The organism is Brevundimonas sp. NPDC090276, from assembly GCF_044772165.1.
Lineage (GTDB): Bacteria > Pseudomonadota > Alphaproteobacteria > Caulobacterales > Caulobacteraceae > Brevundimonas.
The window spans coordinates 577,276-601,621 of the sequence record NZ_JBIVYK010000003.1; the positions used below are offsets into that span (position 1 = coordinate 577,276).

The 24,346-nt window shown below is 68.1% G+C and carries 25 protein-coding genes; 11 read left to right on the top strand and 14 right to left on the bottom strand.

Annotation, left to right across the window (positions count from 1 at the left end):
• Positions 1-182 precede the first annotated feature (182 nt).
• On the bottom strand, positions 183-986 hold the full coding sequence (locus ACIQTU_RS14715) for a C40 family peptidase (RefSeq protein ID WP_400548700.1): 804 nt from the start codon (positions 984-986) through the stop codon (positions 183-185).
• A gap of 79 nt (positions 987-1,065) precedes the next feature.
• Entirely contained in the window at positions 1,066-2,451 is a 1,386-nt protein-coding gene (locus tag ACIQTU_RS14720; protein WP_400548703.1) for a leucyl aminopeptidase family protein, read from the bottom strand.
• A gap of 94 nt (positions 2,452-2,545) precedes the next feature.
• Between ACIQTU_RS14720 and ACIQTU_RS14725 the strand changes: the two genes are divergently transcribed.
• The 4 genes from ACIQTU_RS14725 (at position 2,546) to thrS (ending at position 6,156) form a co-directional block, all read left to right on the top strand.
• On the top strand, positions 2,546-3,373 hold the full coding sequence (locus ACIQTU_RS14725) for a hypothetical protein (RefSeq protein WP_400548706.1): 828 nt from the start codon (positions 2,546-2,548) through the stop codon (positions 3,371-3,373).
• A gap of 45 nt (positions 3,374-3,418) precedes the next feature.
• The gene (locus ACIQTU_RS14730; protein WP_400548709.1) at positions 3,419-3,889 is read left to right on the top strand and encodes an iron-sulfur cluster assembly scaffold protein; all 471 of its coding nucleotides are present in this window, start codon (positions 3,419-3,421) and stop codon (positions 3,887-3,889) included.
• 81 nt (positions 3,890-3,970) lie between these two features.
• Entirely contained in the window at positions 3,971-4,219 is a 249-nt protein-coding gene (gene yidD / locus ACIQTU_RS14735) for a membrane protein insertion efficiency factor YidD (protein ID WP_312781158.1), read from the top strand.
• On the top strand, positions 4,216-6,156 hold the full coding sequence (gene thrS, locus ACIQTU_RS14740) for a threonine--tRNA ligase (protein WP_400548713.1): 1,941 nt from the start codon (positions 4,216-4,218) through the stop codon (positions 6,154-6,156). Before yidD ends, thrS begins: the two co-directional genes overlap by 4 nt.
• 57 nt (positions 6,157-6,213) lie before the next feature.
• On the opposite strand, the gene ACIQTU_RS14745 is transcribed toward thrS, so the two are convergent.
• Positions 6,214-6,996, bottom strand: coding sequence for an SDR family oxidoreductase (locus tag ACIQTU_RS14745; protein ID WP_400548716.1), 783 nt, complete (start codon positions 6,994-6,996; stop codon positions 6,214-6,216).
• A complete protein-coding gene (locus ACIQTU_RS14750; RefSeq protein WP_400548719.1) occupies positions 6,993-7,289 on the bottom strand; it encodes a 4a-hydroxytetrahydrobiopterin dehydratase in 297 nt (98 codons plus the stop codon). Before ACIQTU_RS14750 ends, ACIQTU_RS14745 begins: the two co-directional genes overlap by 4 nt.
• Before the next feature lie 135 nt (positions 7,290-7,424).
• Between ACIQTU_RS14750 and ACIQTU_RS14755 the strand changes: the two genes are divergently transcribed.
• From ACIQTU_RS14755 to ACIQTU_RS14765, 3 genes are read left to right on the top strand one after another with little or no spacing between them, the layout of a single operon-like run.
• A complete protein-coding gene (locus tag ACIQTU_RS14755) occupies positions 7,425-8,207 on the top strand; it encodes a class I SAM-dependent methyltransferase (protein WP_400548722.1) in 783 nt (260 codons plus the stop codon).
• Entirely contained in the window at positions 8,195-9,778 is a 1,584-nt protein-coding gene (gene ubiB, locus ACIQTU_RS14760; protein WP_400548725.1) for a 2-polyprenylphenol 6-hydroxylase, read from the top strand. Before ACIQTU_RS14755 ends, ubiB begins: the two co-directional genes overlap by 13 nt.
• Before the next feature lie 23 nt (positions 9,779-9,801).
• On the top strand, positions 9,802-10,278 hold the full coding sequence (locus ACIQTU_RS14765; RefSeq protein WP_400548728.1) for a hypothetical protein: 477 nt from the start codon (positions 9,802-9,804) through the stop codon (positions 10,276-10,278).
• A 2-nt stretch (positions 10,279-10,280) separates the two neighbouring features.
• Here ACIQTU_RS14765 and arfB read toward each other — a convergent pair whose 3' ends face one another.
• The 7 genes from arfB to ACIQTU_RS14800 all read right to left on the bottom strand — a co-directional run bounded on the left by arfB (position 10,281) and on the right by ACIQTU_RS14800 (position 16,212).
• The gene (arfB, locus tag ACIQTU_RS14770) at positions 10,281-10,682 is read right to left on the bottom strand and encodes an alternative ribosome rescue aminoacyl-tRNA hydrolase ArfB (protein ID WP_400548731.1); all 402 of its coding nucleotides are present in this window, start codon (positions 10,680-10,682) and stop codon (positions 10,281-10,283) included.
• Positions 10,679-11,137 (bottom strand): YaiI/YqxD family protein, encoded by a 459-nt coding sequence (locus tag ACIQTU_RS14775; protein WP_400548734.1) that lies wholly within the window; start codon positions 11,135-11,137, stop codon positions 10,679-10,681. Before ACIQTU_RS14775 ends, arfB begins: the two co-directional genes overlap by 4 nt.
• A gap of 85 nt (positions 11,138-11,222) precedes the next feature.
• Positions 11,223-12,566 (bottom strand): amidohydrolase family protein, encoded by a 1,344-nt coding sequence (locus ACIQTU_RS14780; RefSeq protein ID WP_400548737.1) that lies wholly within the window; start codon positions 12,564-12,566, stop codon positions 11,223-11,225.
• Positions 12,567-12,569: 3 nt separating this feature from the next.
• Complete coding sequence (locus tag ACIQTU_RS14785; RefSeq protein WP_400548740.1) at positions 12,570-14,063, bottom strand: amidohydrolase; 1,494 nt, start codon at positions 14,061-14,063, stop codon at positions 12,570-12,572.
• Between the two features lie 87 nt (positions 14,064-14,150).
• Entirely contained in the window at positions 14,151-14,432 is a 282-nt protein-coding gene (locus ACIQTU_RS14790; RefSeq protein ID WP_400548743.1) for a DUF167 family protein, read from the bottom strand.
• 86 nt (positions 14,433-14,518) lie between these two features.
• Positions 14,519-15,448, bottom strand: coding sequence for an electron transfer flavoprotein subunit alpha/FixB family protein (locus tag ACIQTU_RS14795; RefSeq protein WP_400548746.1), 930 nt, complete (start codon positions 15,446-15,448; stop codon positions 14,519-14,521).
• Positions 15,448-16,212 carry an electron transfer flavoprotein subunit beta/FixA family protein gene (locus ACIQTU_RS14800; protein ID WP_400548749.1) on the bottom strand — a complete coding sequence of 255 codons (765 nt, stop codon included), beginning with the start codon at positions 16,210-16,212 and terminating at the stop codon, positions 15,448-15,450. The genes ACIQTU_RS14795 and ACIQTU_RS14800 overlap by 1 nt, the downstream gene beginning before the upstream one ends.
• A gap of 124 nt (positions 16,213-16,336) precedes the next feature.
• Here ACIQTU_RS14800 and ACIQTU_RS14805 point away from each other — a divergent pair, with 124 nt between their 5' ends.
• Positions 16,337-16,678 (top strand): hypothetical protein, encoded by a 342-nt coding sequence (locus tag ACIQTU_RS14805; RefSeq protein ID WP_400548752.1) that lies wholly within the window; start codon positions 16,337-16,339, stop codon positions 16,676-16,678.
• A gap of 85 nt (positions 16,679-16,763) precedes the next feature.
• On the opposite strand, the gene ACIQTU_RS14810 is transcribed toward ACIQTU_RS14805, so the two are convergent.
• Together ACIQTU_RS14810 and ACIQTU_RS14815 are read right to left on the bottom strand one after the other, a co-directional pair.
• On the bottom strand, positions 16,764-17,336 hold the full coding sequence (locus tag ACIQTU_RS14810; RefSeq protein WP_400548755.1) for a cob(I)yrinic acid a,c-diamide adenosyltransferase: 573 nt from the start codon (positions 17,334-17,336) through the stop codon (positions 16,764-16,766).
• Positions 17,337-17,365: 29 nt separating this feature from the next.
• Positions 17,366-17,569 (bottom strand): twin transmembrane helix small protein, encoded by a 204-nt coding sequence (locus tag ACIQTU_RS14815; RefSeq protein WP_400548757.1) that lies wholly within the window; start codon positions 17,567-17,569, stop codon positions 17,366-17,368.
• A 148-nt stretch (positions 17,570-17,717) separates the two neighbouring features.
• Between ACIQTU_RS14815 and ACIQTU_RS14820 the strand changes: the two genes are divergently transcribed.
• Both ACIQTU_RS14820 and ACIQTU_RS14825 read left to right on the top strand, forming a co-directional pair.
• A complete protein-coding gene (locus tag ACIQTU_RS14820) occupies positions 17,718-19,877 on the top strand; it encodes a TonB-dependent receptor domain-containing protein (RefSeq protein WP_400548760.1) in 2,160 nt (719 codons plus the stop codon).
• A gap of 102 nt (positions 19,878-19,979) precedes the next feature.
• Positions 19,980-21,101 (top strand): hypothetical protein, encoded by a 1,122-nt coding sequence (locus ACIQTU_RS14825; protein ID WP_400548763.1) that lies wholly within the window; start codon positions 19,980-19,982, stop codon positions 21,099-21,101.
• 74 nt (positions 21,102-21,175) lie between these two features.
• Here ACIQTU_RS14825 and ahcY read toward each other — a convergent pair whose 3' ends face one another.
• Positions 21,176-22,567 carry an adenosylhomocysteinase gene (gene ahcY, locus ACIQTU_RS14830; RefSeq protein WP_400548765.1) on the bottom strand — a complete coding sequence of 464 codons (1,392 nt, stop codon included), beginning with the start codon at positions 22,565-22,567 and terminating at the stop codon, positions 21,176-21,178.
• Between the two features lie 230 nt (positions 22,568-22,797).
• On the opposite strand from ahcY, the gene ACIQTU_RS14835 reads away from it, so the two are divergent.
• Positions 22,798-24,282 carry a globin-coupled sensor protein gene (locus ACIQTU_RS14835; RefSeq protein ID WP_400548768.1) on the top strand — a complete coding sequence of 495 codons (1,485 nt, stop codon included), beginning with the start codon at positions 22,798-22,800 and terminating at the stop codon, positions 24,280-24,282.
• Positions 24,283-24,346: the final 64 nt, after the last annotated feature.

The window sequence follows — 24,346 nt, forward strand, 5'->3', positions numbered from 1 at the left end:
TTGGGAAAAGGCGGCCTTCGGGTCGCCTTTTCTGCGTTTGGGGATCTGATCGCGGGATGGGCTGTCATTCCGGAAGCCCGCAGGGCTATCCGGGAGCGCAAGACATGCCGCCGTCTGCGCCTTGGGCGGTCCCGGATCTGCGGCTCGCTCGCGAGCCTTGCCCAGGATGACGGAAGCGGGTGTTAGATGCGGCGGAAGAGGGCCGACGCGAAACCTTCGCCGGTCAGCCGCGCTTCGACGTCGGCCAGGGTCTCGATGACCACGCCGCCGCGCGCGCCGGTCGAGTGGATGACCTGATCGGCGTCGACCATGATGGCCGAGTGGCCGGTCCAGTCGTGGTCGCGGTTCGGAGCCATCCAGACGACGAGGTCGCCGCGTTGGGCGGCGTCCCGAGCGATGGGGCGACCGAGGTCGGCCTGGGCGTCGGAACGACGCGGGCCGGGCAGGCCGCAGGCCAGAAGCGCCTGTTGCACCAGACCCGAACAGTCGGTCTCGAACGAGGAGCGGGCGCCCAGGGCGTGCGGACGGCCCAGCAGACGTTCAGCCACGACGACCGGCTCGCGCTCGAAATCGCCGACGGGCTGAAGGTCAGCCTCGCTGACCCCCTCGGCGGCCTCATCCACCAGGGCGTTCAGCGGCAGGGCGGCGGTGACGGAAGAAACGCGACGACGAGCCAGGGGCGCGCCCGGCGACAGCACGTCCAGCGCCATCCAGCCGACGACGCCGTCGCGACGGGCGCGGCCCCATGCGCGGTCGCCCTGACGGTGCAGGACGTCAAAGGCCTCGCCGTAAAGCAGTTGATCCGTGCGTTGATCGGCGTCCGACACGATGTCCGCGACCGGAACCCGGCAATGCATGGCCTCGGTCCGGCGATAGGCCTCGGCCCGCATCAGACCTTCCAGCGCCTGTTCGGCCATCACGATGCGATCCCCGTCCCGAAGGATCAGGGGCGCGCCGGGCGGGATCAGGTCGAGGGCGTCGGACAAACAGGGACTCGGCGGCTGTTCACACGGGTGAACCGCTGTTTGTAAACGCCGAAGCCAAATCGGGCGTTAACAGCCTTGGCTATTTGACGAATCGGTCGCGCAGATAGCCGTAGCAGGCGCGCAGGGCCTGAGCCTCGCCGCCCTCGGGATGTCCGGGACGCGCGCGCGGGTTCCAGGCGAAGATGTCCATGTGGGCCCACGCCCCCGTCGTCGGCGCGAACTTCTGCAGGAAGAGCGCCGCCGTAACTGATCCGGCCTGGGCCCAGGCGGCGGAATCATTCCTCAGGTCGGCGATTTCGCTCTCCAGCGAGGCGCGATAGCCGGCCCACAGCGGCATGCGCCACAGGGGATCGCCCACCGCCCGCCCGGCGCTGAGGATGCCCTCGGCCAGGGCTTCGTCGTCCGTGTAGAGGGGCGGCAGTTCGGGGCCGAGCGCCATGCGCGCCGCCCCGGTCAGGGTGGCGAAGTCCAGGGTCAGATCGGGATTGTGCTCGCCCGCCCGGGTCAGGATGTCGGCGAGGATCAGGCGGCCCTCGGCGTCGGTGTTGCCGATCTCGATGGTCAGGCCCTTGCGGCTCGACAGAATGTCGCCGGGGCGGAAGGCGTCGGCGGACACGGCGTTCTCGACGGCGGCGACCAGCACCACCAGACGCACCGGCAGATCGGCCTGCATGATCAGACGGCCCAAAGCGAGCGCATGGGCCGAACCGCCCATGTCCTTCTTCATGTTGCGCATTCCGGCGGCGGGCTTGAGGTCCAGACCGCCGGTGTCGAACACGACCCCCTTGCCGACCAGGGCCACCAGCGGCAGGCTGGCCTGGTCCAGTTTCCAGCCGATCTCCAGCACGCGAGGGGCGCGATGGGGCGCGGCGGCGCGGCCGACCGCGTGAACGGCGGGATAGTTTTCCTCCAGCAGGGCGTCGCCGGTCGTGACGGTCAGGTTTGCGCCCGCCGACTGGGCGATCTCGCGCGCGATGGTCTCGATCTGCAGCGGCCCCATGTCGGCGGCGGGGGTGTCGACCATCTCGCGCGCCAGGGCTGCGGCGGCGGCGATGTTCAGGGTCTCGGTCAGGTCGAGGCCCGCAGGCGCGACCAGGCGGGCGCGACCGCGCTCAGGCCGGGCCTTGTAGCGGTCGAACAGATAACCGCCGAGAACAAAGGCCAGGGCCGCCTGCCGGGCGGCTTCGCCCTCAATCCCCTCCAGCCGCCAGTCGCCGGCGGGCAGACGGGTCGGCAGGGAGCGGGCCGTCATCGGCTCGAAGGTCTCGCCCGCGCCGAACAGGGCCTCCGCCGCCGCGCCGTCCTCGCCCGGCACGATGAGAAGTTGGCCCGCCTTGCCGGTGAAGCCGTTGGCCTCGGCCCAGGCGGCCTGCGCCCCGGTCAGCCCCTGCCCTTGCTGGACCACGCGCACGGGACGCGCGCTGTCGGAAACGGCGATCAGCAGGTCGGGATGAACAACGGACATGGGGCGAGCCTTTCCGGCCCTTAAAGACCGATTAACCAAACCTTGACCCGAAGGCGCGACGCTGAGGCCGCAGGAAACCGTCCGGACCCTCTCCATGTCGCGCACCGCCGCCGCCGCCGCAACCATGACGCTGGCCCTTATGGGTTTGCCGGGCGTCGCCATGGCCCAGACGCCTGCCTCTGCGACCGCTCAAACCGCTCCCGCGCGCCAGCCTGCCGACGCCGCGACGCGCGCCAGCTACGACCGCGCCGACGCCCTGGCCCGGTCTGTCTTCTGGTCCAACGAGCAGCAGATCAATCCGATGGACCCGATCGCCGGGGTCAAGACCGCTCAGGCCCTGCGCGAACTGGGCCAGTTCGATCAGGCCGCTGAGACGGCGCAAGGCGTCCTGACTGTCCAGCCCGCCAACATCGAGGCCATGCTGGAGGTCGGCCGCGCCCACATCGCGCGTGGTCAGGCCTTCTACGGCATCGCGGCGCTGGAGCAGGCCAGGGCCGCCGCGCCGCGCGACTGGCGCCCCCTGTCGCTGCTGGGCGTGGCCTATCAGCAGGTGCGCCGGGGCGACGACGCCAAGGCCGCCTGGACTGAGGCCCTGCGCCTGTCGCCCGACAACCCCGACGTCCTGACCAACGCCGCCATCGCCCGCATGGGCGAAGGCGATGCGCCCTCGGCCGAGATTCTGCTGCGCCGCGCCGCCGCCCAGCCAAACGCCACGATGAAGGTGCGCCAGAATCTGGCCCTGTCGCTGGGTCTGCAGGGCAAGACCGCCGAGGCCGAACAGATCCTGCGCCGCGATCTGCCGCCCGAGGTGGCCGACGCCAACCTGCGCTGGCTGGCCGAGCGCACGGCGGCGGCCGCGCCGGTCGCGGCGGCTGAAACCGGCGGGTCGGCCCGCACCTGGTCTTCGGTTCAGGGCGGCTGAGGCCCCGCCCTTCACCCGACGGCTCGAAAGCCCTATCTTCATCCGATGATCGACGACCTCTACAGCGCGCGCATTCTGTCGCTGGCGGCCAACCTGCCGCACAGCGGACGGCTGGCGGAGCCGCAAGGCAGCGCCGAGCGCGTGGCCAAGCTGTGCGGGTCCAAGGCGACCGTGGACGTGGTGCTGGACGCCGAGGGCCGCATCAGCGACTTCGCCCAGGCGGTGAAGGCCTGCGCCCTGGGGCAGGCGGCGGCGGGCGTGGTAGGCGAGAGCATCCTCGGCGCCACCGCGTCGGAGATCGTCGAGGCCCGCGACGCCATGCTGGCCATGCTGAAATCCGGCGGCGAGGGCCCCGAGGGCCGCTTCGAGGGTCTGCGGGTGCTGAAGCAGGTGGCCGACTATCCGGCGCGTCACGCCTCGACCATGGTGGCGCTGGAAGCCACGCTCGACGCCGTCAATCAGGCGTTGGCGAAACACCACAGCGATACGCGAACTCGCCTCGCCGGCGCGGCCTGAAGGCTTCGTCCGGTTGATCCCCCTGCGATGAAGAGGGATAAGCGGCGCGAACCCGAAACAGAGCCCCCGGCGAAGGGACAGATGTCTCTCTACGAACGCAGCGTCCGCGCGGCCCATCGGGGCTACAAGGTGACGCTGTCCCCCTTCTTCGGCCAGTCGTGCCGGTTTCTGCCGACCTGTTCGGACTATGGGCGCGACGCCCTGATCCAGCACGGTCCGGTTCGGGGGGGATGGCTCACCGTGCGCCGTCTCTGTAAATGCCATCCCTTCGGCGGTTCGGGCTATGATCCCGTGCCGCCCGCCAAGACCGAAAAAGAACGACCGTCATGATCGAACTGAAATTCCCCGACGGCGCCGTGCGTCAGTATCCGGCCGGCTCGACGGGCCGCGACGTGGCCGCCGCCATCTCGCCCTCGCTGGCCAAGAAGGCGGCTCTGGTCGTCTGGAACGGCGAGCAGCGCGACCTGGACCGCGTCATCGACGGCGACGGCGATTTCCGCCTGCTGATGCGCGACGATCCCGAGGCGCTGGAGACCATCCGCCACGACGCCGCCCACGTGCTGGCCCAGGCGGTGCAGGAGCTCTTCCCCGGCACCCAGGTCACCATCGGTCCGGCCATCGAGGACGGTTTCTATTACGACTTCGCCCGCGACGAGCCCTTCTCGACCGACGACTTCGCCAAGATCGAAAAGAAGATGGGCGAGATCGTCGACCGGGGCGCCCCGCTGGAGCGTCAGGTCTGGGACCGCGACGAGGCCATCGCCCACTTCGAAAAGATCGGCGAGACCTACAAGGCCGAGCTGATCCGCGACCTGCCGGGCACAGAGACCATCACCGTCTACAAGCAGGGCGAATGGGCCGACCTGTGCCGGGGACCGCACTTCCCCACCACCAAGTTCGTCGGCAAGGCCTTCAAGCTGACCAAGCTGGCCGGGGCCTACTGGCGCGGCGACAGCAACCGCGCCCAGTTGCAGCGCATCTACGGCACGGCCTGGGCGACCCAGGCCGATCTGGACGCCTATCTGCTGCGCATCGAGGAGGCCGAGAAGCGCGACCACCGCAAGCTGGGCCGCGCCATGGAGCTTTTCCACATGCAGGAAGAGGGCCGCGGCATGGTCTTCTGGCACCCCAAGGGCTGGGTGCTGTGGCGCGTGCTGGAGGCCTATATGCGCCGACGCCTGGACGCCGCCGGCTATGTCGAGGTCAAGACGCCGCAGGTTCTGGACCGCAAGTTCTGGGAGGCCTCGGGCCACTGGGAGAAGTATCGCCCCAACATGTTCGTCTGCGAGACGGTGGAGGGCGAGACCCTTTCCCTCAAGCCGATGAACTGCCCCGGCCACGTGCAGATCTTCGATCAGGGCCAGCGCTCCTATCGCGAACTGCCGCTGCGCATGGCCGAGTTCGGCGCCTGCCACCGCTATGAGCCGTCGGGTTCGCTGCACGGCCTGATGCGCGTGCGCGGCTTCACCCAGGACGACGCCCACATCTTCTGCCGCGAAGACCAGATCGTCGACGAGACGGCCGAGTTCATCAAGCTGGCCCAGTCGGTCCACGCCGACCTCGGCATGGAGACGGCCTACATCAACCTGGCCACCCGTCCCGACGTGCGCGCCGGGTCCGACGAGTTCTGGGACAAGGCCGAGGCCCAGATGGCCGAGGCCGCCCGCCACGCCGGCGTCGATGTGGTCATCGCCGAGGGCGACGGCGCCTTCTACGCGCCCAAGCTGGACTTCATCGTCAAGGACGCCATCGGCCGTGAATGGACCTGCGGCACGATCCAGCTGGACTATGTCCTGCCCGACCGTCTGGACGCGACCTACATCGCCGAGGACGGCCAGAAGCACCGCCCGGTCATGCTGCACCGCGCGATCCTCGGCTCGTTCGAGCGCTTCATCGGCATTATGATCGAGAACTACGCCGGGGCCTTCCCGCTGTGGCTGGCGCCGACCCAGGCCGTGGTGGCCACCATCACCTCGGACGCCGACGGTTACGCCGAGGAAGTCGTGGCCAAGTTCCGCGCCGCGGGCCTGCGCACCGAAATCGATCTGCGCAACGAGAAGATCAACTACAAGATCCGCGAGCACTCGGTCGGCAAGGTGCCCGCCATCGCCGTCGTCGGCCGCAAGGAGGCCGAGGAAGGCAAGGTCGCCATCCGCCGCCTGGGCAGCCAGGCCCAGACCATCGTCACCGTCGAGGAGGCCATCGCCATCCTGACCGACGAGGCTCTGGCTCCCGACCTGAAACGTCTGCGCGACGGTCAGGCCTGAAGATGACAACGCCCCGGTCGAAAGACCGGGGCGTTTTTCCTTGCACCCTCGCAGGGCTCACTGCGCCGTCATGCCGCCGTCGATCTTGAACTCGGCGCCGGTCACGAACTTCGACTCGTCCGAGGCCAGGTAGAGAACACAATACGCCACGTCGTCCGGCTCGCCGAGGCGCTTCAACGGGATGCCGCGCGCCAGCTTTTCGTGCGCGCTCGCCTCGTCGCCACCGGCCATGGCGATGAAGGGATCGAGGATCGGCGTCTTGATGAAGACCGGGTGGACCGAGTTGGCGCGCACGTTCCAGCCCGCCTTGGCCGCCTCCAGCGCCACCGTCTTGGTATAGAGCCAGACCGCCGCCTTGGTGGCGTTATAGGCCCCCATGCCCGGCGCCGCCGCCAGTCCCGCGATCGACGAGATGTTGACGATGGAGCCCGCGCTAGATGCCCGCAGATGGGGCATGGCGTGCTTGCAGCCCAGCATGACGGACTCGATGTTGACCGCCTGAACCTGACGCCAGTTCTCCAGCGTGTCCTGCTCGGCCCAGGCCAGAGAGCCGCCAATGCCCGCGTTGTTCACCAGGATGGACAGGCCGCCCATGTCCTCGGCGGCGGCGGCGACCACGCGGACCCAGTCGTCCTCGCGCGTCACATCGTGCTCATAGGCGAAGGCGACGCCGGGGGTTTCGGCGTTGATGCTGTCGGCCAGAGCCTTCGCGCCGTTCAGGTCGCGGTCGGAAACGGCGACCTTCGCCCCCTCGCGCACCAGCATCCGCGCCATGGCCTGACCCAGACCACCCGCCGCCCCGGTGATGAGGGCGGCCTTGCCGGCGACGCGGCCGGTCATTCGACCTGGCCTTTGACGGCCTCGTCGATGAAGCGGGCCATGGCCACATCGCGCTCGGTCACCCCGCCCGCGTCGTGGGTGGTCAGCAGCACCTCGACCCGGTTGTAGACGTTCGACCATTCGGGGTGGTGGTCGGCCTTGTCCGCAAGCAGGGCCACGCGAGTCATGAAGCCGAAGGCGGCGTTGAAGTCCTTGAAGCGCAGGCTACGGGCGATGGCCGGGCGCGGATCGTCAGCGCGGCGCCAGTCGGGCAGCCCCTGAAGCACGGCGTTGACGTCGAGGGCGGCGGTCATGAGCGTCTCCTTGATTTTGTTCAGGCGTATCGCGGCCCCGAGGAGGCGACAAGCCGTGACGCCGCGTCAGCCTGTCGATGTTCTGCGACGCTTCCCCGGATGACGCCGCGCGCATGAAGCGTTACACCCCCTGTCATGACCCAGGCCGATCCCTCCTCCCCCTCCGGCAAGACTTCGTCCTTTGGCTTCCGCGACGTGGATGCCCGGGAAAAGGTGCAGATGGTGCGCGGCGTCTTCAACTCCGTCGCCTCCAACTACGACCTGATGAACGACCTGATGAGCGCGGGCGTGCACCGTCTGTGGAAGGACGCCACGGCGGCCAAGCTGAACGCCCGTCCCGGCGAGGTCATCCTCGACATGGCCGGCGGCACCGGCGACATGGCGCGGCGCTATTCCAAGATGGCGCGTGCAGCCCAGCAGCGGCGCGGCGGCGAGGACGCCACCGTCATCGTCATGGACTACAACGCCGAGATGATCCTGAACGGCGTGGCCAAGGGCGGGGAGCCCGAGATGGCCTGGGGCGTCGGCGACGCCATGAACCTGCCCTTCCCCGACGCCTGCCTGGACGCCTATTCGATCAGCTTCGGCATCCGTAACGTGTCGGACGTGGCGGGCGCCCTGAAAGAGGCGCGGCGCGCGCTGAAGCCCGGCGGCCGCTTCATCTGTCTGGAGTTCTCGCGCCCCACGACCGAGGCCCTGCGCAAGGCCTACGACGCCTGGTCCTTCCACGCCATTCCGCGCATCGGCGAATGGGTCGCCAAGGATCGCGACAGCTATCAGTATCTGGTCGAGAGCATCCGTCGCTTCCCCGACCAGTCGACCTTCAAGCGGATGATCGAGGACGCCGGGTTCAGCCGCGTCAGCGTCACCAACCTGTCGGGCGGGATCGCCGCCATCCACCACGGGTGGGCGATCTGAGCCGGTTGTCCGTCAAGACCCCGCCGCCCGCGCCGACGCCGGAACCCGTCCGCGACCCGCTGGGCGCGACGCTCCGCCTGATCGGCTGGGGCTGGGTGCTGGCGCGTCACGACGCCCTGATCCCGCGCGAGGTCAATCCCCTGCTGCCGGCCTGGACGCGGCCCTTCGCCCGGCTGGTGCAGATGACGGCCAGCCGCAAGCACCGCGCCGGTCGCCCCGGCCAGCGCGTCGGTCAGGCCTTCGAGCACCTTGGCCCCGTGGCCATCAAGCTGGGTCAGGTTCTGGCCACGCGCGCCGACATCTTCGGCATCCAGTTCGCCCAGGACCTCGGCCGGTTGAAGGACAAGCTGCCGCCCTTCCCGCTGGACGAGGCCCGCGCCGAGATCGAACGCTCGCTGGGCCGTCCGGTCGAGAGCCTGTTCCGCGATCTGGGCCAGCCCGTCGCCGCCGCCTCCCTGGCGCAGGCGCATCCGGCCTGGCTGGCCGACGGTCGCAAGGTGGCGGTCAAGGTGCTGCGCCCCGGCGTGGAGCGCCGCGTGGCGCGTGGTCTGGATTCCATGCGTCTGGGCGCCAAGCTGGTCAATCGCTTCGTCGAGCCCGCCCGGCGGCTGGAGCCGCAGGCCTTCGTCGAGATCATCGCCCGCGCCCTGTCGCTGGAGCTGGACATGAGGCTGGAGGCGGCGGCCGCCTCCGAACTGGCCGAGGTCATGGCCAAGGACGGCTATATGTCGGCCCCCGCCATTGTCTGGGACGGCGTGGGCAAGCGGGTGCTGACGCTGGAGTGGGCCCCCGGCCTGCCCATGACCGACCCGGCGCTGGACACCCTGCCCGGCCTCGACAAGGACGCCCTGGCCGACAAGGTGGTGCGCGCCTTCCTGATCCAGGCCCTGGACCACGGCGTCTTCCACGCCGACCTGCACGAGGGCAATCTGTTCGCGGACGCCCCCGCCGAGCTGACCGCCATCGACTTCGGCATCGTCGGGCGGCTGGGACCGGCCGAGCGGCGCTACCTGGCCGAGATTCTGTGGGGCTTCATCAGCCGCGACTACGACCGCATCAGCCGCGTCCACTTCGAGGCCGGCTACGTGCCGCCGCACCATTCGGTCGACACCTTCGCCCAGGCCCTGCGCGCGGTCGGCGAGCCGGTCATCGGACGCCAGGCCAGTCAGGTGTCGATGGGACGCCTGCTGGGCCAGTTGTTCGAGATCACCGCCCTGTTCGACATGCACATGCGCCCCGAACTGGTGCTGCTGCAAAAGACCATGGTCTCTGTCGAAGGGGTGGCGCGCCGCCTCAACCCCGACCACGATCTGTGGGAGGCGGCCAAGCCCGTGGTCGAGCGCTGGATCAAGCGCGAACTGGGTCCTCAGGCCCAGGTCAAGGAGACCATCGAAGAAGCCGTCGCCGCCCTGAAGGCTTTGTCGCGACTGGTGCAGAACCCGCCGCAATCTCAGGCGTTTGTGATCGAGAAGGCCGGAACCCGGCCCTGGGTGGTCGCCGCCGTCACCGTCGCCGTCTGCGCGTCGGTCGCCGCCTTGGTCCTGACACTCTGGCCGATGATCGTCGCCTGACGCTTCTTCGGAGCCTGCCGCATATGAAGACCCCGATCGCCGCCGCCGTTCTGGGCGTCAGCCTGCTCGCCCTGCCCGTCGCGGCGCAAACCGCGACGCCGCCTACCTCTTCGCCAGGCGCGGCGGCCACCCTGCCGAACGCCTTCGAGGAGCCCGCCCCGGCCCGCGCCACGCCGCCCGGTCCGGCGCCCGCAGCCGTCGCGCCCGACATCGCCCGCGCCGAACAGGCCCTGCGCGCCGCCATCGCCTCCTTCCAGTCCGGCAATGTCGACTATTCCGTGTTTAGCGATGACCTGGCGGTCCAGATCCGGGAACAGGCGACGACCGTCACCCCGCTGGTGCAGCAGTTCGGCGCGCTGAAGAGCATCGATCATGTCGGCCAGCAGGATGGGGCCGACCTGTTCCGCGTCGTGTTCGAGAAGCAGGCCACCGACTGGGTCATCGCCTTCAACGACGACAATCAGATCGCGGCCCTGCTGTTCCGCCCGGCCCGCGACTAAGTCTAGTCCAGCGACGGCTTGCCGCGCCCGCTCTTGATGGTCGAGCGGGTCGACTTGGTCTTGAGACGCCGCTCCTTGGACGCGCGCGTCGGACGGGTGGGCACGCGGTAGACCGGCTTGATCGAGGCCTCGGCCACCATCTCGTCCAGCCGCGCCATGGCGTCGGCCTTGTTGCGCTCCTGCGTCCGAAAGCGGACGGCGGTGATGAGGATGACCCCGTCCAGCGTCAGGCGGCTTCCCGCCAGCTTCATCAATCGCGCCTTCACAGGTTCCGTCAGGCTGGGCGAGTTCTTGACGTCAAACCGCATCTGCAGGGCGGTGGAGACCTTGTTGACGTTCTGACCGCCCGGCCCGCCTGCGCGAAAGAAGCGGAACTCCAGCTCATCCTCGGGAATGCGGCTCACGGGCTGACTTTCCGCACACGGACGACCGCCGTGTCCAGCGCTTGCAGGAAGCGCGAACGGTCGGCGTTGGAAAAGGGCGGCGGGCCGCTGGTGGCTACGCCGATGGAGCGCAGATGCTCGCCCACCATGCGCCCCGCCAGGGCTGAGCCGATGGAATCGGGCGTGAAGGACTGACCGTTCGACTTCAGCGCCTGGGCCCCGGACTTCAGGCAGCGGTCGGCCAGCGGAATGTCGGCGGTGATGACGATGTCGCCAGTGACGGCGCGCTCGGCGATCCAGTCGTCGGCCACGTCGGGACCGGCGTCGACCACCACCTGTTCGATCAGCTGCTCGCGCGGGACATTGATCCAGGCGTTGGACACCACGAAGACCTTGAGCCCGTAGCGGCGGGCCACGCGATAGACCTCCTCCTTCACGGGGCAGGCGTCGGCGTCGATGTAGAGAATGGTGGCCATGGTGCCCCTTCTATCCGGCCTTCGTCGCATACGAAAAGGGCGCCGGTCCTGCGACCGACGCCCTCACCGTCATTCAGCGTGAGCCCTACTGCGGATAGGCGACCGGCATGGCTCCTTCGCCGCCGGTGCGATAGCGGTCGCGCAGCAGCAGGTTGCGGGCCTGCAGCGGCTGCTCCACGCCGTCGATGAAGACGGCCGAAGGCTGGCTCAGCGGCTCCAGCGGATCGCCCGACCAGACCACCACGTCGCCGGCCGCGCCCGGCTTCAGCTCGCCGAACTGGCCATCGAAGCCAAAGATGCGGGCCGGGTTGACCGTGATCGCCTGGATCGCCGCCGCGAAGGGCAGGCCGTGCGAGACAGCGTTGCCGGCGTTGTAGCGGATGTCGCGGGCGCGGTGGGTCGAGCCCTCATTGCCCTTGATGGCGATGACCACGCCCGCCGCGTTCAGCGCCGCCGCGTTCTGCATGCGCGCCGCCCGCATCTCGAAATTGCCGGGCAGGTTGGTGATCGGATGCAGCAGGACCGGGACCTTGGCGGCCGCGATTTCGTCGGCGACCAGCCAGCCTTCGGCGGCGCCGTCGAGGATGACCTTGACGCCTTCCTCGCGAGCCAGACGCAAGACCTGCTGGATGTCCGAGGCGCGGTTGACGCTGACGATCAGCGGCATGGAGCCGTTGGCCACCGGGATCAGGGCCTCCAGATCGGCGCGCGACAGCGACAGGTCGCGCAGCGCGGCGCGGTCATAAGCGGCCTTGTTGCGGGCGTAGAGCCGGACCTCAGCCAGGGTCTCCTTGAACAGGACGAACTCGGCCCCGCGCGCGCCGCCGGCGACGCCCTTTCCAGCCTCGCCGAAGGGAGCGACCATGGCCACACGCGGCTTAACCAGAATGTCGGCGCCGCCCAGCTTGATCACCGCCGCCTGACCGGCGAACAGGCCCGGCGACTGATAGCCGCCGTGACCAGCCCCGGCGAAGTCGCTGTCATCATGGCTGTGGCCGCCGCCCGAACCCGCGTGCTGCGGCGTGACCACCGCGCGGGTGACGCCGCCGAGGCGGGCGACCGGCAGGGTGAAGGACCAGGGGTCCAGACCATAGGACAGGTCGAAAGCGGCGCTCAGCGTGTTGGCGCTGTTCGACAGGTCGTTGGAGCCGCGCACCGAGCCGACTTCCGAACCGCCGAGGCCGGAATCGACCGCGACGAAGCCCGGCGTGACGATCTTGCCGCGCGCGTCGATGGCGCGCAGCCCGGCCGGGGCCGCGCCGGTCCCGACCGAGACGACCCGGCCGTTGCGCACGACGACGGTGCCGTTTTCGATCACCGAGGTTCCGGTCATGACGCGGCCGCCCGTGATGGCGACGTCCTGAGCCGCTGCGGGACCGACGAGAGCGAGGGCTGCAACTGCGCCCGCGAGAAGGGTTTGGATACGCATGGTTCAGCGAGCTCCCTGGGCGACGCCGGCGGCGGACTGGCCGAAGCCGGGCTGACCCAGTTCGAAATCGGATACGGGCTGGTAGGCGGGGTTGGAGCGGTCAAAGGCCAGACCGCCGTCGATGAAGACCTGATCGGCGCGGGCGTAGACCGAGAAGGGATCGGCGCTCCAGATCACCACGTCGGCGCGCTTGCCGGGCTCCAGCGAGCCGGTCTCCTTGTCGATGCCGATCGAACGGGCGGCGTTCAGGGTGATCCAGCTGATGGCGTGCTCTTCCGAGATGTTCATCCCGGCGCGGCGACCGGCCGACAGGGCGGCGGCGGCTTCCTGATTGAGGCGCTGGGTCAGTTCGGCGTCGTCGGAGTGGATGACGGCGCACGAGCCTTCCGGCGCGTCGGTCAGGGCGGCGTTCTCCTCGATGCCGTCCAGAGCTTCCATCTTGAAGCCCCACCAGCCGGTCCACATGGCGGCGCAGACGCCTTCACGGGCCAGCAAGGGCGCGATCTTGTAGGCCTCGACCGCGTGGTGGAAGGTGGTGACCTTGTAGCCGAACTCCTTGGCCACATCGAGCATGACCGCCATCTCGTCGGCGCGGTAGCAGTGGTTCTGGACCAAGATCGAGCCGTCCAGCACGCCGGCGAGCGTCTCCAGCTGCAGGTTGCGGGTCGGGGGCGTGCCCTGCCCCGTTTCACGCCACTTGTCCCACTTGTCCTTGTAGTCGCGCGCGGCGATGAAGGCGGCGCGATAACCGGCGACATTGCCCATGCCGGTAGCTGGCGACTGGTTGCGCGAGCCATAGACGCGGCTGGGGTTCTCGCCGCAGGCCATCTTCAGGCCGTATGGGGCGTTGGGGAACTTCATGCCCTGCATGGTGACTGAGGGCACGTTGCGCACCGTCACGCCGCGGCCGCCGAACAGGTTGGCCGAGCCGGGCAGGATCTGAAGCGTGGTGACGCCGCCGGCGCGGGCGGTGTTGAAACCGGGATCCTGCGGCCAGATCGAATGCTCGGCCCAGACCTGGGCCGTGTTCGGATTGGTGGCCTCGTTGCCGTCGCTCATGCCCATGACGCCGGGCGAGGGATAGACGCCGAGGTGGCTGTGGATGTCGATGACGCCGGGCGTGACGTAGCGGCCGCGCGCGTCGACCACCTTGTGGCCGGCCGGCACCGGGGTGTCGGCCCCGCCGACCGCCGCGATGCGGCCGTCGGTGACGATCACCACGCCGGCTTCAATCTTCTGACCTGTGCCGGTCAGGACCGTGGCGCCGACCAGGGCCAGGTTTTCGCGCGGCAGGCCGCGATAGGTCGAGGGATAGGGATCCGCATTGGCCCAGCCGTCCAGGCCGGGAGCCATGGTGCGGTCCTTGGACGATGCGGCCGAGGCCGTCTCGGTCCTGGGCTTGGCGTCGCCGGTCGTGGCGCAGGCCGACAGGGCCAGGGCGCCGAGCGCGCAGGTGAGGACAGCGAGGCTTGGGCCCCGCAGACGGTTAAGCAACATGAGCGAGACCCCCTCGCGCCCGCATACGGCGGGCAGACAATGGGACCGTATACAAAGGAGGTTCAGCGTCGCCGTAAAGGGGGAATGTCAGAGGGCGGACAAGCGGTCGCGGACCTCGTCGTCGCTGAGCCCGTCTATCTCGATCATCTTCAGCCGCGACTGACCGCCGCGCGCCAGGCTCACCGCCCGTTTCGGCACGCCCAAGGCCTTGGCCAGCAAGGCGGTCAGGGCGGCGTTGGCCTCGCCCTCAACCGGCTGGGCCCGAACGCGGACCTTGAGCACGGGCCGCCCGTCGGGGTCCACGTCCCAGCCGTCGATGCGGTCGGCGGCGGCGCGGGGGGTCAGCTTGATGGCGAGGCGGGCGGTCATGCCCCTATGTCCGTCATCCCGGCCCAAAAGAAAACGCGCCGGACGATCTCTCGCCCGGCGCGCTTCAACTCTGCGTCTGGAACCAATCAGCCCAGGGCGGCCATCAGTTCCGGCACGGCGGTCTTGTAGTCGGCGACGAGGCCGTAGTCGGCGATCTGGAAGATCGGGGCGTCGGCGTCCTTGTTGATGGCGACGATGACCTTGGAGTCCTTCATGCCCGCCAGGTGCTGGATGGCGCCCGAGATGCCGATGGCGATGTAGAGGGCCGGGGCCACGACCTTGCCGGTCTGGCCGACCTGATAGTCGTTGGGGGCGTAGCCCGCGTCCACAGCAGCGCGCGAGGCGCCCACGGCGGCCCCCAGCTTGTCGGCCAGAGGGTCCATGACGGCGTGGAACTCTTCAGCCGAGCCGAGAGCACGACCGCCCGAGACGATAATCTTGGCGGCGCCCAGTTCGGGGCGGTCCGACTTGACCATTTCCTCGGAGACGAAGGCGGTCTTGGGCGCTTCGCCGGCGGCGACGGTCTCTACCGAGGCGGAACCGCCTTCAGCGGCGGCGGCGAAGGCCGTCGGACGCACGGTGATGACCTTCTTGGCGTCGGCAGACTGGACCGTCTCCAGCGCGTTGCCGGCGTAGATCGGGCGCACGAAAGTATCAGCCGAGACGACCTCGACGATGTCCGAGATCGGCGCCGTATCCAGCTTGGCGGCGATGCGCGGGGCGAAGTTCTTACCGTCGGTGTTGGCCGGGGTCAGGATGGCGTCGTAGCCAGCCGCCAGCGGCAGGACCGTGGCTTCGACAGCCTCGGCCAGACCGTGAGCGACGGCGTCGCCCTCGGCCAGCAGGACCTTGCGTACGCCGGAGATCTTGGCGGCGGCGTCAGCCACGACCTTGGCGTTCTTGCCCAGGACCAGGACGTCCACGTCCGACGACAGGGCCAGAGCCGCCGTCACCGTCTTGTGGGTGGTGTCGCGAACAACCGAACCGTCGTGGTCGGCGATGACGAGAACGGCCATTACAGAACCCCTGCGTCTTTGAGTTTGGAAACCAGCTCGGCCGCGTCGGCGACCTTGACGCCCGCCGAACGCTTCGGCGGCTCCGACACCTTCAGAACCTTGAGACGATCGGCGACATCGACGCCGTAGTCGGCGACCGCCTTCATGGCGATCTCCTTCTTCTTGGCCTTCATGATGTTGGGCAGGCTGGCGTAACGCGGCGTGTTCAGGCGCAGATCGACCGAGACCACAGCTGGCAGCGTCGCCGCCACGGTCTGCAGACCGCCGTCGACTTCACGGGTGACGACGGCCTTGCCGCCCTCGATGACCAGCTTGCCGGCGAAGGTGGCTTGCGGCCAGTCCAGCAGGGCGGCCAGCATCTGGCCGACGGCGTTGTTGTCGCCGTCGATCGACTGCTTGCCCAGCAGGACCAGGTCCGGCTTCTCTTCGTCCACGACCGCCTTCAGCAGCTTGGCGACGGCCAGCGGCTCCAGGTCGGCGTCCGACTGGATCAGGACGCCGCGATCGGCGCCCATGGCCAGGGCCGTGCGCAGGGTTTCCTGGGCCTGGGTCACGCCGATGGAGACGACGACGATTTCCGTCGCCGTGCCTGCGGCATGGTGTTCCTTGCCTTCCTTCAGGCGCACGGCCTCTTCGACGGCGATTTCGTCGAAGGGGTTCATGCTCATCTTGACGTTGGCCAGGTCGACGCCGGTCTGGTCCGCCTTGACGCGGGCCTTGACGTTGCTGTCGATCACCCGTTTCACCGGGACGAGTACCTTCATGAGCCTATCCACTTGGTCATCGAAATATGGCTCGAGGGATTGGACCGGCGAAACCGGCCTGTCAACGTAACGCTACGTGAACTCTGTTCGTGTCTGCGGCCCAATTTTGCACTATGAGACCCGCATGAAACGCTTTCTCACCAACAGCCGCCTGAACATCCTGTTCTTCAGCCTGTTCGCTGTCATGATCGCCGGCGTCTTCGTGTTCCAGCACTACTGGATGGAGCCCGGCGAGCGCTGCGAGGCCGAAGGCAAGTGGTACGACATCGAAAGCCGCATCTGCGCCCAGCCGATCTCGATCGCTGAAATCACCGGCCGCCCCATCGGCGTCAGCCGCGCCGAGGCCTCGGCCGAGAAGAACAAGGAACTGGTCGAGATTGAAGATCAGCTGAACGCCCAGAAGCGCGCCCGCGACGCCGCGACCGAGGCCGAACGCGCGCGCGTGGCGGCCCTGCGTCAGCAGTAGAGCTCTCTATTCGTCGCCCCAACGCGCCTTTCGCTGCTTCAGAGCCGCGCTTCTCGCCCTGACGCGCTGCGCGCTGGCTGAGGGCTCAGCGCGTCGCGCCGGGCTTCCACAGGATGTCGGCGGCGCCGTTGGCGTTGGCGCGACGGGCGGCGACGAACAGGTGGTCCGACAGGCGGTTCAGATAGCGGACCGCGTCCGCGTTCACCTGCTCGCCCGATTCCTGCAGACGCACTGCGTCGCGCTCGGCCCGGCGGCAGACGGTGCGCGCCAGGTGAAGGTGCGCCGACAGGGGCGAGCCGCCTGACAGGATGAAGCTGTCCAGCGGTTTCAGGCTTTCGTTCATCCAGTCGATTTCGGTCTCGATGCGCTCGACCTGAGAAGCGACAATGCGCAGCGCCTCCCATTTGGGCGCCGGGTCCAGCGGGGTGGCCAGGTCGGCGCCGAGGTCGAACAGCTCGTTCTGGATGCGGCCCAGCATGGCGTCGATGCGGTCGTTCTGGCCGCTGTTGAGGCGAGCCACGCCGATGACGGCGTTCAGTTCGTCCACCGCGCCATAGGCCTCGACCCGCAGGTCGGTCTTGGACACGGGCGCGCCCGAGGCCAGCCGGGTTTTCCCCCCGTCGCCGGTGCGGGTGTAGATCTTGTTCAGCGTGACCATGGCTTCAGCCCCTCAGCTTGCTTGTCGTCTCAGCCGCCGTGCGTGGCTTTCCACCACATCCCGCCCATCAGCAACAGCACCGCCACGGCCTGAAGCACGACGCGCAGCCGCATGAGCTTGTTCGAGTGCGAGCGAGCAAAATCGCCGCCGCGATACAGGCTGTAGACCCCGAAGCCCAGGGTGATGGCGACGGCCGCGATGGCGATGAGGATCAGGATGTCGAAGAGTTCCATGACCGCCTTCTAGGCCTCGCGCCCGGCCTGCGCCAGCGCTTGCGAAGGCCCGGACCCCATTGCGCAATTGCGACGTATTCGCACACCCCCATTGTCACACCGCCGCTCGTGCTGTTGAGAAGCGCTCGCAAAACAACCGGGGCCATTCATGTCTTCCTTCACCGTCTCTCGCCGCTCGACCCTGCTGGCCGCATCCGCGCTGGCCGTTCTCGCCACGGGTCAGGCCGCATCGGCGGAGGATCTGACCGAACAGCAGCGTCAGGCGACCACCACCGTCGCAGACGTCGTCGTCACCGCCTCGGGTTTCGAACAACGCATCGCCCAGGCTCCGGCCTCGATCAGCGTCGTGCCGCGGCAAGACATCGAGGAGATGCGCGCCACCTCGATCGCCGAAATCCTGACCAATATCGAAGGCGTCGACGTGGGCGCCGCCGTCGGCAAGACCGGCGGTCAAACCATCAACATCCGCGGCATGGGCTCGGACTACACCCTGATCCTGATCGACGGCCGCCGTCAGAACACCGCCGGCAGCGTGACGCCCAACGGCTTTGGCGAGACCTCGTCCAGCTTCATGCCGCCGGTCTCGGCCATCGAGCGTGTCGAGGTGGTGCGCGGCCCCGTCTCCACCCTCTATGGGTCGGACGCCATGGGCGGCGTGGTCAACATCATCACCCGCAAGGTCGGCGACGTCTGGGGCGGCTCGGCCTCGGCCAACTACACTCTGCAGGGCGACGGCGACTTCGGCGACATCTGGGGCGGCGACTTCTACGCCAACGGCCCGCTGGTGAAGGACCTGCTGGGCCTGGCGCTACGCGGCTCATATCTGACGCGTGAGCAATCGAACCTGAAGTTCGAAAACGTCGGCGGCGTGGAGACCCCCGTCACCGGCTTTGGCCGCAGTTCGACCGAGAACGAGATCTGGACCCTGGGCGGACGCCTGACCCTGACCCCGCACGCCGACCACGACCTGTGGCTGGACGTGGACGTGTCGCGCCAGTGGTACGACAACGCCAAGGGCCAGATGGGCACCAACACCACCGCCGGCGGCTATGGCGATGCGCTGGAATTCAACCGCGACCAGTACGCCCTGGCCCACAATTGGCGCCTGCCCTTCGGCGTGCTGGAATCCAACCTGTCCTTCGGCAAGACCGAAACCATCGGCCGCATCATCCCCAACGGGGTGGCCGGCGCCGGCGGCGCGCGCAACCTGGTGTCGGAAAACACCATCTTCGACACCAAGCTGTTTTCGCAGTGGCGCAACCACACCTTCACCGTCGGCGGCCAGTACTGGGACGCCGAGATGAAAGACGGCGTGGCCCCCGGCACCTTCGAACACACCCAGTGGGCCCTGTTCGCCGAGGACGAGTGGCGCTTCACCGACAGCCTGGCCCTGACCCTGGGCGCCCGCCACGACGACCATTCCAAGTTCGGTTCGCACTTCAGCCCGCGCGCCTATCTGGTTTGGAACGCCAACGAGCAATGGACCATCAAGGGCGGCGTCAGCCAAGGCTTCAAGACCCCGCGCCTGGAACAGCTGGCCGAGGGCATCAACGGTTTCGGCTCGCAGGGCCGCCTGCCCCTGCTGGGCTCGCCCGGCCTGAAGCCCGAGACCTCGACCTCGAGTGAGATCGCCGTCTTCTATGACAACGGCTCGACCTTCCGCGCCAATGTCACGGTCTTCAACAACGAGTTCCAGGACAAGATCGCCACCGGCACGCCGGTCGTGAACTGCACCTTCGGCCTGACCCGCGCCGAATATGACGCCGGAACCTACAACAAGACCGGCTGCACCGACGTCGGCTTCTGGGCCAACTACGCCACCTTCAGCCAGCAGGTGAACGTCGACGAGGCCGTCACGCGCGGCGTCGAGACGGCGGCGCGCTGGCGCTTCGCCCCCGACTGGACCCTGTCGGGCAACTACACCTACACAGACAGCGAACAGAAGTCGGGCGCGGCCAAGGGTCAGCCCCTGACCGACACCCCCGAGCACATGGTCAACGCCAGCCTGCGCTGGAACGCCACGGACAAGATGAATCTGTGGCTGCGCGGCGAGTACCGCTCGGAGCGCTTCCGCGGTCTGGGCGCGGCCCGCGACGCCTGGGGCGATTACAAGGCCTATGAGTTGTTCCACCTGGGCGGGTCGTTTGACGTGACCGATCGGGTCACGATCAACGCCACCATCTACAACCTGTTCAACAAGGACTTCGTCAGCCTCAAGCCCTACGGCACGCCCGTCGCCTACGCGCCGGAATACGCCAACAACCAGGAGCCGCGTCGCCTCTGGGTGTCGGTGACGACGACCTTCTGATTTCTACCTTCCTCCCCAAACTGACAGGGCCGTCTCGACCGAGGCGGCCCTCTTTCTTTGCAGCTAAGCCGTTAGTCATCTTTGCCGGGCAGTCTGACCGCCATGACTGATCGCGCCGTCCGCAATCTGGAACACCTTCGCCGCACCGCCTCCACGGCGCGCGTGCTGAACCTGCTCAAGGTCTTTGACGAGCATGGCGAGACCGACGACTGGGCCGAGCGCCCCATGTTCCGCACCCCGGCGCTGAACACCTCGCTGATCATCAAGCACCGGCTGCGGCGCAACGAGACCGACTCTTTCCCCGGCCGCCGCCAGGTGGCGACCAAGGTAGTGGTGCCCATCGACAGCACCGACCTGAAGACCGGGGGCCGCTTCGTCTTCGTCAACCAGATCGGCTTCGAGCGCGCCATGCAGGAGGCGTTCGGGATCCAACCCGACCACCCCGACCTGAAGACCCTGCGGCTGATGGACCAACTGCCGTCGCTGGACCCCTTCCTGCTGCGCGAGCAACTGCGTCGCGGCGAGGTGGACGCCGCACCCTGCTATTTCGCGCTCAGCGAGGCCGACCTGGAGCGGATGCTGACCTTTGTTCAGGCCGAGATCGAGCCCCTGGTCACGCTCAGCATGGGCGGCGGCGTAGCGGCGGTCGGCTCGACCGCGCGCATGGCGACCAAGATCCTGTCCAATGCCCCCGGCGACCGGCTGGAGGCCCTGCGCGCCACCTTGAGGCTGGAACCCGAGCAGTATCAGGAGGGCGTCTTCTGCTGGAAGGGCTTCCTCTACTACAAGTGGACCCTGGCCAGCCTGATGGCTGACATCGTCCACGTCGCCGACGAGGTAGGGACGGTGAAGCCCGTCGGCCCCAGCGACCGCGCCGCCAAGGAGTATATCGACCGCGGCCGTGGCGTCCTGCGCGGCCGCATCATGAAGACCTGCGAAGAGGTCAGCCGCACCCTGCGCTATTACGACGACGCCTATGCGGGCCTGACCCGCAACGGCAATCCGCTGGCCTTCCGCGACTTCCTGCTGGAGGCCCCGACCCTGTTCGCGCGTCTGGGCGACCAACTCGGCGCGGTGCAGCACATCGTCAGCTTCTGGCGCTTCCGTTTCGGCCCAAAGGCGCCGCCTGTCGGGGTCGACGAACTGATCGACATCTTCATGGACTTCGAAACCGGCCTGATGGGCCGCGAAGTCGACGCCTACGATCCGCGCGACGCAGCCTGAGGCCAGCCTGCCTGCAAAGAAAAACCCCGCGCCGTCGTCGGCGCGGGGTTTCTGCTTTAGGCCTTGGGCGGGCCTTAGTAGCGGTAGTGTTCCGGCTTGAACGGACCCTCGGTCGGGACCGAGATGTAGTCGGCCTGTTCCTGGGTCAGCTTGGTCAGCTTGGCGCCCAGCTTGGCCAGGTGGAGGAAGGCGACTTTCTCATCCAGGTGCTTGGGCAGGGTGTAGACCTGGTTCTCGTAGGACTTGGCGTTGGTCCACAGTTCGATCTGCGCCAGGGTCTGGTTGGTGAAGGAGGCCGACATCACGAAGGACGGGTGGCCCGTGGCGTTGCCCAGGTTCACCAGGCGGCCTTCCGACAGCAGGATGATCTTCTTGCCGTCCGGGAACTCGATGTGGTGGACCTGCGGCTTGATCTCGTCCCACTTCAGGTTCTTCAGGCCGGCGACCTGAATTTCCGAGTCGAAGTGGCCGATGTTGCAGACGATGGCGTTGTTGCGCATGGCGCGCATGTGCTCGACGCGGATGACGTCCTTGTTGCCCGTGGTGGTGACGAAGATGTCGGCCTTGTCGGCGACGTCTTCCAGGGTCTGGACTTCGTAACCTTCCATCGCGGCCTGCAGGGCGCAGATCGGGTCGATTTCGGTGACGATGACGCGAGCGCCGCCGTTGCGCAGCGAAGCGGCCGAGCCCTTGCCCACGTCGCCGTAGCCGCAGACCACGGCGACCTTGCCCGACAGCATGACGTCGGTGCCGCGACGGATGGCGTCGACCAGGCTCTCACGGCAGCCGTACAGGTTGTCGAACTTGGACTTGGTGACGCTGTCGTTGACGTTGATCGCCGGGAAGGGCAGCTCGCCGCGCTCGGCCATCTGATACAGGCGGTGGACGCCCGTGGTCGTCTCTTCCGACACGCCGCCGATGGCGTCGCGGATGGCCGAGTAGAAGCCGGGCTTTTCGGCGATGTAGCGCTTCATGACGGAGAAGAGGGCTTCTTCTTCCTCGTTCTGCGGGTTCGACAGGACCGAGATGTCCTTCTCGGCCTTCGGGCCAAGCACGCACAGCAGGGTGGCGTCGCCGCCGTCGTCGAGGATCAGGTTCGGGTAGCCGCCGTCAGCCCATTCGAAGATCTTGTGGGCGTAGTCCCAGTACTCCACCAGGGTCTCGCCCTTGGTGGCGAAGACCGGGGTGCCATTGGCGGCGATGGCGGCCGCGGCGTGGTCCTGGGTCGAGAAGATGTTGCACGAGGCCCAGCGCACTTCGGCGCCCAGGGCTTCCAGCGTCTGGATCAGAACCGCAGTCTGGATGGTCATGTGCAGGCTGCCGGCGATGCGGGCGCCCTTCAGCGGCTTGGCGGCGCCGAACTCGTCGCGCAGCGCCATCAGGCCCGGCATTTCGGTTTCGGCGATGGCGATTTCCTTGTTGCCGAAATCGGCCAGGGAAATGTCGCGAACGATGTAGTCGGTCATGCGGGAGTTCTCGCGGCGAGGATTTTCAAGGCGCCGCTATAGCGCGCCCCGCCCGCCGGGGCAATCAACACATAAGGATATCTTTATATGAGACGCCTCACAGACCTTCAGCCGGAGCTTACGGGATTCTACGCACTCCTCTCTTAAGGGCCGCAATACCCCTAAGGTTCAAAGGGACAAGCAGGCGCGCTCCCCTGCGCCGCATTAGCGTTGCGTAGAGAACCTCGAACATGGCGGGCGTCGAAATCGAACATCGCATGAAATTCATGGGCCTGGGCTCCGCTTCGGCGGCCTACCGCGCCATGGGACCGCTGCTGCGCCGGGAAGCCCCCGCAGCCCTGGCCGCCTTTTACGACCGCGTCCGCGCCGAGCCGACCACGCGTCGCTTCTTCCGCGAAGAGTCGCACATCGCCGCCGCCAGCAAGGCGCAGGAGCGCCACTGGGACGCCATCATCGACGGCCGCGCCGACGAGGACTACGCCAAGTCCGTGCGTGCCATCGGCCACGTCCACGCCCGCATCGGGCTTGAGCCGCGCTGGTACATCGGCGGCTACAGCGTCATCCTGGCCCACCTGACCCGCGCCATCGCCGCTCGTCCCCGGAAGTTCTGGGCCAACAAGCGCGAACATGACCGCGTCACCGCCGAGGCCGTGGCCGAGCTGACCCAGCGGGTCATGCTGGACATGGACCTGGCCATCTCCATCTACCTCGACGTGCTGCAGGAGCAGCGCGACAAGGTTCAGGCCGCCCACGACGAGGCAGAGGCGCGTCAGACCGAGGTGGTCCGCGCCCTGGGCGCCGCCCTGCACGACCTGGCTGAGAACGACCTGTCGACCACCATTCCGGGCGTCTTCCCCGAACAGTACCGCAGCCTGCAGAACGACTTCCACGCCGCCACCCGCGCCCTGCGCACCGCCGTCCGCGCCGTGGCCGACAGCGTTCAAAGCCTGAGCGCCGGCTCCAACCAGTTGGCCACCGCTTCGGAAGACCTGGCCAGCCGCACCGAGCGTCAGGCGGCCAATCTGGAGCGCACGGTCAACGAGGCCGACGCCATCGCCCGCGCCGTGGCCTCGACCGCCGACAACGCCCGTCAGACCGCCGAGGCCCTGGCCGCCGCCCGCGTCGACGTCGAGGAAAGCAGCCAGGTGGTCGGCGAGGCGGTTTCAGCCATCCACGCCATCGCCGAGTCCTCGACCGGCATCGCCCGCTTCACCAGCCTGATCGACGAGATCGCCTTCCAGACCAATCTGCTGGCCCTGAACGCCGGGGTCGAGGCGGCGCGCGCCGGCGACGCCGGCCGCGGCTTCGCCGTCGTGGCCCAGGAAGTCCGCGCCCTCGCCCAACGCTCGTCCGAGGCCTCGGGCGAAATCCGTAGCCTGATCTCGACCTCCTCGGCCCAGGTGGCGCGCGGCGTCGATCTGGTCGAACGCACCGGCGAGGCGCTGGAGCGGATCGGCAGCCGTGTCGTGGCCATCGACGGCCTGGCCGGCGGCATCGCCGGCTCGGCCCAGGAACAGGCCGAGGGTCTGGCTCGCGTCCGCCGCACCATGGGCGAAATGGACGACATCACCCAGCAGAATGCGGCCATGACCGAAGAGGCCACCGCCGCCGCCCGCCAACTGGCCAACGAAGCCGTCAGCCTGAACCAGCAGGTCGGCCGCTTCCGTCTGGATCGCGGCGCAGTCGACGGTCCGCATTTGCGCGCGGTCGGCTGACGCCGATTAGAGACTGGCGTCGGGCCTCGCGCACGGCTTAACTCCCCCTCGAGTTCGAGGGGGA